The following is a 10,578-nucleotide window of genomic DNA, read 5'->3' as shown; positions in this document are numbered from 1 at the left end:
CGTCGCCGAGCCGCACACACAATTCGCTACCATCGCCTCGAAGCTTTCGATGCATGGAAAATTGCGGCCTGTTTCGCCTGAATATCTACGAGCCCCTGGCCTTTCCGGCCAGAGAAACTTAACGTGACAACACCGGTCGGGGCGCTCCTGCTCCAATGCAGGTGCGGTCTTTTTTTGAATGTCCAAGCGCGCCTTCGCAGCCAGACATCGAGCGCGCCGCAGCCAATGGAAACGGCTCTCTCCTCACGCAATCGCAGGACCATCTCGTTGAGGGCAATGTCCTTTGCCTCTTCAATCATACCGACTTTGGAGCCCTCGTGGGCATCGAGGCGCGAGCCACCGCGACGCCCCTGTTTCGCAGGCGTCAACCGACCAGCCCGAGTACTCGCAATCCAGGCGATAGCTGTTGAGCCGCCAACCCCAAAATCGGGCTGCGGCTGAGCGCTTTGACGTGCCATCCCATGACACAGTCAAAACCCGGCTACGAAGATCGTCGCTGAAAGCTCGGGTCATTTTGCCACCGACTAAACCATCAATGGGGCAATAGAAGCAGAGTTCGGCCAACAAGTGAATCCTTATCGCGATTCCGCGTTCAACGGACGTGCTCTAGAACCCCCAAGTTCAAAGGCCGCAAAGGACAGTCGCCGGCTGGGACTGTCCTAAAATTAATGGTTACGAGGCTCCGTTGGTCTTCACAGAAAGCTATCAAGAATCGGCTTCCACTCGCCATTCTGATTGTCGAACTGCGGAATATGCGCGAGGCTATGAAGTAGCTTCACATCTTCGCCCAGTGTGGCCTGCCAGTCCTTGGCTTCGGTGAGGATGACGCCGATGCCGACGACCTCGCCACCTGCCTTGCGCACCAACTCGACTGATCCCTTGAGACTTGAACCCGATGCCACGACGTCGTCCACCACGACCACGCGTTTTCCCTCGAGAAGCGGGATGGCCTGACGATCGAGAAGCAAACGCTGCTCGCCCTTGGAGGTGATGGAGGAAATCGTCTGCACCAGAGCATCGCCGAGATGGATTTTCGGCGACTTCTGCAACACGACATAATCGTCAAGACCAAGCGCGCGCGACACTTCAATCGCTACCGGAATGCCGAGCGTTGCAGCACCGACGATCACATCGGGCCTCAGCGGCGCCAGCTTTTCGGCCAGCGCTTTGCCCACATGTTCTCCGAAGCGAACACCGAGATCAATGACCATCATCAGGGAAATGGCGAAGTTCGGATTGATCGACACAATCGGCAGATCGACCTTGCGGCCTGCCACATCGACGGTCCAGACCTGTCCATTGCCGGAAAGTTTCGTGCTGTCTTCAGTCATCGTTTTATGTCCTTGGTATTGAGCCGTGATTCAATCAGCAGGCCAACGTTGCGCCATGTGGTGCGCTTGCGCTTGGTGTCGAAGCCATAAATGGCCAGCGAAAGCGAAATGGCATGTGCCATGCGGATTGCCTGCACCAGAAGCGGAACACCGCGCGCCAGCGCAAAACGCAGGCGCATCGGGAAGGAGACGTCATCGATTTCCATGCCGCGGGCGCGCTGCGCATCCGCGATACGTTCGAAATCCTCGCGCAGCATTGGGATGATGCCAAAGGTCAGCGACAGCACTAGCGTTACCATAGGCGGCAGACGCGCAGCGCTTGCCGCTGCCAGAATGGAACCCGGCGTGCTGGTTTCCATTACAAAATAGAAGGCAGCCGTGGTCGTCACCAGTCGCGCCGCCATACCGGCGGCAATCGGGAGCGTGTCCACGAAGTCCATACCTTGCAGCACGAGATTGAGAATCCAGCTCGCCATGACGAGCAGCGTCAACAGTATCGCACCCTTGAGATAGCCGCGCAGGCCCGGCACCTTGACCAGCACCAGAAACCCGACCGTCACCAGTGCCAGCGGCACGCCATAATGCCAGCCAGGCACCAGCCATGCTGCAAGCATGACCAGAAAAGCCGCGACGAGCTTCACGAAGAAGTTCAAATCGTAGAAGATTTTCATGCGGCTTCTCCCGTCTCGACGACACGCGGTTTGGGCCAGCCCAGTGCGCCATAGGCATCGGAAGCCCAGGATGCATCAACATCGCCATCGAAAGTGACATGGCCGTTATCGAGGATCATGACACGGGACGACACATCGTCCACCAGTTCCAGATCGTGCGAGATCAGCATCACGGCACGGTTTTCGCTGAGTGCGGTTTCGAGGAACAGTTCCAGCATACGGCGACCGTTGAGATCGCGTGCCAGAAGCGGCTCATCGAGAATGGCAACCGAAGCGCCCGCCGCTTCCGCACAGGCGAGACCAAGCAAGGCCTGCTGCCGCGAGGAAAGCGCGAACGGGTTGCTTTCCTCGTGGCCGCCCAGACCATATTTGTACAGGCATGCCGTTGCGCGGGCGGTGATGGCATCATCCCTCGGCGCGCCGGTTGCCGCTGTGATCGCGAAGACCACCTCTTCCAGCACCGTCATGTTGAACAGAATCCGGCGCATGTTCTGCGGCAGATAGGCAACCGAACGGGCACGCTTGGCCGCCGTCCACTTGTCGGCATTCTCGCCGCCAATGGTGATAGAACCGGCCGCAATTTTCTGAAGGCCCAGAATGGACTGGAACAGCGTGGTCTTGCCCGCACCGTTCTTGCCAATCAGACCGACGACCTCGCCCGCCCGTATCTGGAAATTCACGTTTTCAAGAACCGGCTGGCCATCACGGCGCTGAAGCTGCGTCTTGACGCCCGACACGGAAACGAGCACCTGACCATCGGCTTTGCCACCGGCAAGGCGCTTGCGCACCGCCACAGGCGGCAGAACACCCGCATCTTCCCAGGCTCCCGCATCATTGATGATGGAAGCAAGCGGCACGACAGGCGCAAGCTTGCCTTCCTTCACCAGGCCGACATCAGTGATGACGGCCTGCAAGGAGGCAGGATCCTGTTCGGCAATCAGCAGGGCCGGAATTTCCGCCCCGAGCTTTTTGAGAACCCGCAAGAGGCGCTGACGCGCCGCCGGATCAAGTCCCGTGGTTGGTTCGTCGAGGATCAGGAGCTTCGGCTCGGCAGCCAGTGCGGCGGCCATGGCCACCATCCGCCGCTCGCCGCCCGAAAGGGTGAGCACGCGACGGCCGCGCAGGGCGTTCAGATCAAGCTCGTTGAGGAGATCGTCAATTCGCGTGCGGACGTCGTCTTTGGCAAGGCCGCGATTTTCCAGCGGAAAGGCAATCAGGTCTTCGACGCTGAGATCCCAGAGCTGGTCTTCCACATTCTGCGAAACCACACCGACCGTGCTGAACAGCTCATCCTTCGATATGGAAGAGATGGGCTTGCCGTTCAGCGTCACATCGCCGCCAAAAACCTGCGGGGTAATCAGACGCGGCACAATGCCGGATGCAGCGTTGAGCAGCGTGGTCTTGCCACTGCCGCCCGCGCCGCAGACCAGAAGGCGTTCGCCGTCACGGATATCGAGGCTGGCCTCGGCGATTGCCAACACGGAATCGCCAAAGCCGACTTTAACATTCTGCAGTTGGAGCACTTTTCCGGGCCCGTTCTTAGAAACGTGTGAAACCGGACGGATGCGCGCCCTTGAGAATCTTCAGAGCCGGAACGACCAGCAGCGGGGTGCCGATCAGCATCGGAACGATATCGGAAAGACCGAGATACATGACGGCCCACCAGAACGGGAAAATGCCAAGATAGGCAAGGCTTGCCGAAACGGCGGCAACCATCAAGAGGCCAACAATAAGGCAGGTCGCTGCAATTTTAATCAGCGTTGCGCGATTGAAAGTCGTGGTCTTCGGATCGAACAGTATGCCGGGGATCAGGCCGGTTAGGCCAACCATGATGCCGTCGATGAGTAGCGAATGCGCAGGAATAAAGGTGCCAGCGAGTAGCGACCAAATGATTGTGCCGAGATAGCCGCAGATGAAACCGCTCTTGCGGCCCAGCAGAATACCGACTAGCGGCGGCAGGAAAGCAAAAATGCGCCACTGGATCACACCCGGAACCAGCTGGATCGGATTGGCATAAGCCCAGAGAACGCCCGTTGCCGCAGCGGCAACGATGGAAAGAACGATCGGAAACAGTGTATTTCCGTCGTTATGGATGGTGGTTGAGTTGGACATTGTCTTATTCCCGTAAAGTGTCTCCCGTCTGCTTAAAGCAAAAGCCATGCCGCTTGGCTGTCGCTGCGGGCGAAAGAGACTTTATTGTAATGGCGTGAGGCTATCCTGTCGGCATTTCTGTAGCGATAAAGCACTTCCGGCAAAAACACCCGGCCTTCCGAAGAGTCAAGCGGAGTCACGCCTGCAAAGCAAAGAGTCACATCATACCGGACGTTGCCAGAAGAAAACCATTCTCAATGGTTGTCTCACCATCAGGAAAAGGGTCGTTGGCGTCATCCTGGCGATCTCTGCCGTGTTGTTGTTATACGATCTAAGCTGCGCAGTTGTTATGTCCGCCACTCCTCAACCTAGGCGTTTGCAATGGCTGGAAGGGCTTCTTGACAGCATGTTTGCCATTCGCGCGCGTATGGAACGCGGAACATCACTTCCACATGCTTCGCATCCGTGCGCCGACATCAATGCGGACATTGCGCGCGCTGGCTTCGCTGGCGGTTGCTGCTACTTTTGGCCAGTTCGCCGTCTCAAATAAATGAAGGAGTGTGGCGGGGATGAATCGCGTTCGCGAAGCATATACATGCCGGTCGCCCTTCGCATTTTGCCCATAGGTAAAAAAACGTTGCGGTGTAATGAGAGCAAGATTGTCGCGGGCCCGTGTCATGCCGACATAAAGCAGGCGGCGTTCCTCTTCCAGCTCGGCCGTCGTTCCCGCCCCCAGATCAGAGGGCATACAGCCGTCAACGACGTTGAGCATGTAAACGGAGCGCCATTCCTGACCTTTGGCGGAATGAATGGTGGAAAGGATGAGATAGTCCTCATCAAGAAGCGGTACGCCAGCCTGATCGCTCGTTGCATCCGGTGGATCAAGCGTAAGCTCGGTGAGAAAGCGTTCACGGTTCGGATAGCCGTTGGCGATCTGTTCGAGCTGAACCAGATCCGCCTTGCGTGTATCGTGGTCTTCATGAAGACGTTCAAGATGGGGCTCGTACCAGACGCGCGCCAGGCCGATTTCTCCTGGCCAACCGCCTTCGGCTTTTCGAAGGCTGGAGAGGAGATCAATAAAAGCTGGCCAGTCGTCCCCAATTCTTGGCGGTGGCGGAATTTCTGCAAGCGACTGCAAAGGTTCCGGGTCCAGGGCAATGGTGTCAAGAATCCTGCCAGCCGTTTGCGGGCCAACGCCGGATAGCATCTGCAAAAGGCGGAAGCCCGCAACACGGTCGCGTGGATTCTGCGCAAACCTCAATGTAGCGAGCAGGTCTTTCACATGCGCACTGTCGAGGAATTTCAGTCCGCCGAATTTCACGAAGGGGATGTTGCGACGGGTAAGTTCGACTTCCAAAGCGCCACTATGGCTCGACGTGCGAAACAGCACCGCCTGCTGTTTGAGCCTGACGCCCACCTCACGGTTCGCCAGGACCTGCTCGACAATATAGTTCGCCTGATCGCTCTCGTCCCGAACCGTTACAAGCATGGGCCGTTGCTCCGATTGACGATCGGTCCAGAGGTTCTTGGTAAACCGTTCGCGGGCGAGACTGATCACTCCATTCGCGGCAGCAAGGATGGGCTGTGTTGAACGATAATTGCGATCGAGTGTGATGACGTCGGCTGGCTTTGGAGAAAATTCCTTGGGAAAGTCGAGGATGTTGTGAATGGTTGCTGCGCGGAAGGAATAGATCGACTGCGCATCATCACCAACAACCGTCAGACCATGCCCGCTCGGTTTCAGCGCCAACAGGATCGATGCCTGAAGGCGGTTTGTGTCCTGATATTCATCAACCAGAACATGGTCGAAACGATGACCGACATCCTCGGCAAGCGCGGCATCCGACATCATCTGCGCCCAGTAAAGCAGGAGATCATCATAATCGAGCACATTTTGATGCTGTTTGGCGTCCACATAGGCGGCAAAGAGCTGTTTCAACTGCTCTTCCCAACCAAGGGCAAAAGGATAGGCATTCTTTAACACCACGCCGATTGTACTCTCGGAATTGACGACCCGCGAATAGATTGCGAGACAGGTGCCCTTGGTTGGAAAGCGGCTTTCCATTTTCGAGAAACCCAGTTCATGACGAATGAGGTTCATGAGATCGGCGCTGTCTTCTCGGTCATGAATGGTAAAGTCGGCGCTGAGCCCGATCTGTTGGGCGTAAATGCGCAAAAGACGCGCGCCCATTCCATGAAATGTTCCCGCCCAGGCCAGAGCGTCCGTCATGACGGACGAATGATCGCCAAGCACTTGTTTGCAGATACGCTGGACACGCCTGGCCATTTCGGACGCCGCGCGACGCGAGAATGTCATCAACAATATCCGGCGCGGATCAGCGCCATTGACGATCAGGTGAGCCACACGATGCGCCAATGTGTTCGTCTTGCCCGATCCAGCACCCGCGATGATCAAAAGTGGACCGCCGATCGTACCATCCGGCATGGCGACGCCATGCTCGACCGCTTCTCGTTGGCGATCATTCAGTTTTTCCAGATGGGCCGCTGCCATATGTCCTCGTCACGCATGAATGGTTTTGAACACGGGACCGCGGATAATCGGCTGACATGTCCATGCGTATTTTATTAGAGCATTCGAAACAAAAAGGGAACATCCTTGCTTGAGCCCTAGCAATGCTTCCCCGCCTCGCAATCGCTGCAGTTAAACTATGGAGTCTCCACGAGCGCTAATTGGTGAGATGTAGTCGTGGCAATCTCCGCGCAAATGTGCTAATGTGGGTTTGTGTATTTATATGGAGGCAGCCGTTATGAGCCGTCTGACAATCGACATAACAGATCAGCAGCATCAAAGCCTTAAGGCATTGGCGGCCTTGCAGGGCAAGACTATTAAGCAATATGCTCTCGAACGTCTGTTTCCAGGTGATGTTAATGCCGATCAGGCATGGCAGGAACTTAAAACCGTGCTGGGAAGTCGCATCAGCGATGGTCTTGCGGGCAATGTATCCACCAAGAGCATCGGCCAAATTCTGGATGATGAACTGGACGGGAATCGCGCTTGACGGCCTATGTCCTTACGGTAGAGGCGGAAGCGGATATGCGCCATATCACCCGCTACACGCGTAAGCAATGGAGTGATACACAGGTTCGGCGCTATATCGGCAAGCTTGAACGTGGAATTGCCAACCTTGCAGCTGGCCAAGGTACTTTTAAGGATATGAGCGCACTATTTCCGATGTTGCGGATGGCGCATTGCGAACATCATTACGTTTTTTGCTTGCCGCGCGAAAGTGCACCCGCGTTGGTGGTTGCAATTTTTCACGAACGAATGGATCTCATGGCTAGATTGGCAGATCGACTCAAATTAGACTGAGCTATAGTGGCTGAATCTTCGAGATATGTCACCCCGCGTTTTCTTTTTTCGAGCCAAGGTCAGAAACATCTGAACTGCCTCCAATTCGTATTCGAAATGCTGTAGCATCACCTGCCCAGTGGTTCCGCTTCGCTCTCCTCCTCCCTGCGAAGCGGGCGTTTTTTGGTCAAATCGTAACGGTAGCCACACTCACGACAGGCCCGAGATTCTTATCTGGGCCTATAGCCTCGGGACTGTTTTTTCCGCGCCATAGTCAGGAACATTTTGATGGCCTCTGCTTCCTGTTCGAAATGCTGTAGCTTGACCTGTCCAGAGGTTCCGATCCGGCACCATTGGCGTGTCAGGCAGGGCACTCCAAATAGCGAATAGGAAATATGCATGGCGTAGTAGCGGGCCATGTTTTTATTCGGGTCTGTCCGTTCGACATAGAGATGAAACTGCTGGGCGATCATGCAGCAAAAGATCGCTGAAACCGTCCCTCCCGTCTAACGACAGTTTTGAATCAATCAGCTCGGACCGATTCATTTCGGTGAACTATCCCTGTGTTCCCGGTCTGTTATCCGTCAAACGACGTAGAAATGGACGAAAGTTAGGGATGACCTTTTTTGTCTCGATGGTAAAAATCGATCCATACAAAGAGGAGAGGGGCCATGGAGGGCAATCCCGATTTTCACAGATCCGGTGCGTTGAAGTCGCTTCTGACCGAAGGCGAGGAAGTGATACGTACTGCACGCGTATCCGATTATCCGAACTGGCTCGGTCGGATACCGGCTGTCCCGTTTGTCGTTATGGCACTTGCCTGTGGTCTCGGCACGCTCTTATTTATCAGCAGGATTATTTAATTTCCAAAATAGCATTGATTTGCATGGCCGGATGAGTTGACCAGTATCGAACCGTCGACCTGTTAAAAAGGCCCTGACGCTCTTCCCAAAGACGCCGGGCCGTTCAACGTAATCAGGTCAGTTGCCGTCCACGTTGAACGCCCAACGTATAATTTTCTTCGGTTGGAATTTAAACCCTGGCTTTTTTTGCAAGGACGCCGAGCCGCACGTGAAGCACGCGTATCCACACTTGGGCGCGGAAAGTTGTTTCATGCTATTCATCATATCCTGGAATCTTCGATAGCCCCTGAAACCAATGAGCTTTTTCTCTTTCCAGAGTGTTCACTGTATGCGCTTGCACTTGATGTGTAAAAAAATATGCATATATTGTGCGTATTATTGAGCGGAGGTGTGATGTGACACAGGCGCAGACAGATCGAGCATATGCTGTGGTTTCAGGCTTTGTTGACAGTCTTCAGGAGCCACGGACACCCTATATCTCGCCATCGCGGCTATCGAAAGTGCTTGGGGTCAAGGTTGCAAATCTTGCAGAATTGACGGGTGTTCATCGTAACACGCTACGCAATCCATCTTCCGAACGTCTGCAAGGCAGAATGCGGGAAATGGTAAAAGTAATATCCGCAGCGGCTGAACTGACTGGTGATCTCCAGAAGGCGATCTACTGGTATCGGAATGAGCCTATTGCTGATTACGACCACCGCACAGCCGCAGAACTTGTTGCAGATGGTGAGATAGAAGCTGTTCTGGCCTATATCAGGGACCTGGAGAACGGAGCGCGGGGATGAAGCTCGTCCGTATCGGACCGAAGGACGTTTTTCATCGTTATCTAACACCGAAATGGGCATTCCTTCCAATCAGTGGGGCTGGCGCTGCAGCAGATGGGGGACGTTTTAATCGTCCCGGCGTAGAGGCTCTGTATCTGTCAGTGTCGGCGCAGACAGCACTCGAGGAGTATCGACAAGGCGCGAGCATTACGCCGCCTGCTACACTTGCGGCTTACACGATCACTCTTGGAGAAGTGGCTGACCTTTCGAGAGGATACGATCCCGTTCATTGGGATGACGCGTGGGCTGATTGGGATTGTCGATGGCGGAAAATCGCTCGCATCGATAAAAAGACGCCGCCATCCTGGAAACTTGCTGACGAAATCATCTCGGCCGGTTTGCGAGGCCTACTCTTTCCATCCCTCCGCCATGCTGGGGGAACCAATCTCGTGATTTTTCCAGCTAATCTTATCGCTGGAGATGAAGTTGACGTTCACGATCCAGACAATCGCTTGCCGCGCGATCAATCATCGTGGCCACATTAATTTCGACCAATTCAGGCAGAAGTATTTTAAAGCGATGCCGTAGACGCGAACGACCATCAAGTCATTGGTATAACGCACTCCATCAACGTTTAATTCGGTGCGCCGATTGCTAATCACATCGGGGTCCGGCTATGCGGCACCGAGTGCCATGCTCGAATTCAGTCCAGTGAACCAGCGAAAGTCTGCATACCAACAACAGCAAATATTAGTCAGAGCCAATTCTAAATGGAAATATCACCCCAAACCGGGTCACTTCTCAGCGGCAATCAACACTATTCGTTCTTATCGATATCAGCAGAGTTCTTATTGCTGATATACCGGAGTTTATTTGTCAACTTTTAATGTGACAACATCTCTTTAAAAACCACGACAAGAAAGCATGCTATTGCGAGGACTACCTGCGGAAGTGAGAGATTTCGTGAAACCAATGCTGCTGTGCTACGCGATGAGTTGTTCGCCAGCAACGAAATTCGCAGCCGATGCAACAGATTCTGCGTCTATACCTTCAAGAACATTGAAACCCAACAGAACACCACTCCTCTATTTTGGTACCTTCGTGGCTCCAAACCACCTTGCTGACATGGTCTCCAGCCTGAAACTTAGCGAAATCATATTGCCATTTGATTGCCAGTCGGGAAACGCACCTGTCGAAAAAGCGTAGACCGCTAGGCCTTGAAAGGGTATGAACCGATGGCCCCTGGAATTGGACGATGTGCTGATTACCAGTCAAAATTCTGTCTCGGGAGATGCGGCGTCCTATCGCCAACTCTCGCCACAATTCTTTCTCTACTGACCGCAGTATCCACCGTCATATTCAACATTTGGCACAATATATATCGTGAGCGTTGCGGGCAGAGTAACATGGGGCATCGCAATTTGCATCGGATGGAAGAGCTTCAGTGGGCTTCAGGCATCTTTGCTGTCTTGGGGGTGCGGACGAAAACTTGGACTATCATGGAGGTAGTTCATGTATTCCTACGAAGATCGGGTGCGAGCAGTTGCG

Annotated in this window: 11 protein-coding genes and 2 pseudogenes; 6 read left to right on the top strand and 7 right to left on the bottom strand. The window is 54.5% G+C overall.

Annotation, left to right across the window (positions count from 1 at the left end):
• Window positions 1–81 (top strand): annotated as a pseudogene (locus tag FG152_RS26545) (IS6 family transposase); the annotation flags it as partial.
• A gap of 54 nt (window positions 82–135) precedes the next feature.
• Here the strand turns inward: FG152_RS26545 and FG152_RS26540 are convergent.
• From FG152_RS26540 to FG152_RS26515, 6 genes and pseudogenes are all read right to left on the bottom strand, one after another.
• Window positions 136–513: pseudogene (locus tag FG152_RS26540) on the bottom strand (COG3415 family protein); the annotation flags it as partial.
• A 179-nt stretch (window positions 514–692) separates the two neighbouring features.
• Window positions 693–1,331, bottom strand: coding sequence for a phosphoribosyltransferase family protein (locus FG152_RS26535; RefSeq protein WP_109365656.1), 639 nt, complete (start codon window positions 1,329–1,331; stop codon window positions 693–695).
• Window positions 1,328–2,002 (bottom strand): energy-coupling factor transporter transmembrane component T family protein, encoded by a 675-nt coding sequence (locus tag FG152_RS26530; RefSeq protein ID WP_109365657.1) that lies wholly within the window; start codon window positions 2,000–2,002, stop codon window positions 1,328–1,330. Before FG152_RS26530 ends, FG152_RS26535 begins: the two co-directional genes overlap by 4 nt.
• Window positions 1,999–3,483: an ABC transporter ATP-binding protein gene (locus FG152_RS26525; protein WP_498989320.1), complete on the bottom strand. Its 1,485-nt coding sequence runs from the start codon at window positions 3,481–3,483 to the stop codon at window positions 1,999–2,001. The genes FG152_RS26530 and FG152_RS26525 overlap by 4 nt, the downstream gene beginning before the upstream one ends.
• A gap of 58 nt (window positions 3,484–3,541) precedes the next feature.
• A complete protein-coding gene (locus FG152_RS26520; protein WP_021586547.1) occupies window positions 3,542–4,114 on the bottom strand; it encodes an aminotriazole resistance protein in 573 nt (190 codons plus the stop codon).
• A 421-nt stretch (window positions 4,115–4,535) separates the two neighbouring features.
• The gene (locus FG152_RS26515) at window positions 4,536–6,605 is read right to left on the bottom strand and encodes an ATP-dependent helicase (RefSeq protein ID WP_124916047.1); all 2,070 of its coding nucleotides are present in this window, start codon (window positions 6,603–6,605) and stop codon (window positions 4,536–4,538) included.
• Window positions 6,606–6,861: 256 nt separating this feature from the next.
• On the opposite strand from FG152_RS26515, the gene FG152_RS26510 reads away from it, so the two are divergent.
• Window positions 6,862–7,113, top strand: a complete 252-nt coding sequence (locus FG152_RS26510; protein ID WP_109365660.1) for a type II TA system antitoxin, ParD family — start codon at window positions 6,862–6,864, stop codon at window positions 7,111–7,113.
• The gene (locus FG152_RS26505) at window positions 7,110–7,424 is read left to right on the top strand and encodes a type II toxin-antitoxin system RelE/ParE family toxin (RefSeq protein ID WP_498989316.1); all 315 of its coding nucleotides are present in this window, start codon (window positions 7,110–7,112) and stop codon (window positions 7,422–7,424) included. The genes FG152_RS26510 and FG152_RS26505 overlap by 4 nt, the downstream gene beginning before the upstream one ends.
• A gap of 209 nt (window positions 7,425–7,633) precedes the next feature.
• Here FG152_RS26505 and FG152_RS26500 read toward each other — a convergent pair whose 3' ends face one another.
• Complete coding sequence (locus FG152_RS26500; protein ID WP_498989324.1) at window positions 7,634–7,804, bottom strand: WGR domain-containing protein; 171 nt, start codon at window positions 7,802–7,804, stop codon at window positions 7,634–7,636.
• Window positions 7,805–8,074: 270 nt separating this feature from the next.
• Here FG152_RS26500 and FG152_RS26495 point away from each other — a divergent pair, with 270 nt between their 5' ends.
• The 3 genes from FG152_RS26495 to FG152_RS26485 all read left to right on the top strand — a co-directional run bounded on the left by FG152_RS26495 (window position 8,075) and on the right by FG152_RS26485 (window position 9,575).
• Entirely contained in the window at window positions 8,075–8,266 is a 192-nt protein-coding gene (locus FG152_RS26495; RefSeq protein WP_109365663.1) for a hypothetical protein, read from the top strand.
• Window positions 8,267–8,661: 395 nt separating this feature from the next.
• Window positions 8,662–9,051, top strand: a complete 390-nt coding sequence (locus FG152_RS26490; RefSeq protein ID WP_109365664.1) for a hypothetical protein — start codon at window positions 8,662–8,664, stop codon at window positions 9,049–9,051.
• On the top strand, window positions 9,048–9,575 hold the full coding sequence (locus FG152_RS26485) for an RES family NAD+ phosphorylase (protein ID WP_109365665.1): 528 nt from the start codon (window positions 9,048–9,050) through the stop codon (window positions 9,573–9,575). Before FG152_RS26490 ends, FG152_RS26485 begins: the two co-directional genes overlap by 4 nt.
• Window positions 9,576–10,578: the final 1,003 nt, after the last annotated feature.

Origin of the sequence: Ochrobactrum sp. XJ1, assembly GCF_024701725.1 — a bacterium.
In the GTDB taxonomy this organism is placed as follows: domain Bacteria; phylum Pseudomonadota; class Alphaproteobacteria; order Rhizobiales; family Rhizobiaceae; genus Brucella; species Brucella anthropi.
Note: the sequence above shows the minus strand (reverse complement) of the source record. Positions and strands in the feature narration are given on the sequence as shown.